Annotated in this window: 1 protein-coding gene; it reads right to left on the bottom strand. The window is 73.7% G+C overall.

The window, feature by feature from the left end; all coding sequences use genetic code 11:
- Positions 1–231, bottom strand: a 231-nt coding sequence (locus tag SB775_RS29365; protein WP_410864760.1) for a hypothetical protein, incomplete at its 3' end; no start/stop codon positions are given.
- Between the last annotated feature and the right edge of the window lie 43 nt (positions 232–274).

The following is a 274-nucleotide window of genomic DNA, read 5'->3' as shown; positions in this document are numbered from 1 at the left end:
CAGGGGGCGCTCGATCAGGTCGACCTCGCGGATGGGCGCCGCTGGGTCGGCCGGGACCACGAACGTCCGCAGTTGGGACGGCCCGAAGTCCTCCTCGATGGTCCGCCCGACGACCGGGAGCTCGATGCGCGAGCGTCCGCCCTCGCCGCGGGTCTCGACCGCCCGCACGACCAGGTCCGCCCCTCCGGGCGCGTCCGTCGCATCCTCCGTGCCCTTGAACGCGGTGACCATGACGCTGCCGCCCCCGTCTCCCGCGAACGAGTTGACCGGAGGA

It is taken from the genome of Peribacillus sp. SIMBA_075 (genome assembly GCF_046534585.1).
The sequence above is the reverse complement of the archived record's forward strand: the minus strand, read 5'-3'. Positions and strand labels throughout refer to the sequence as shown.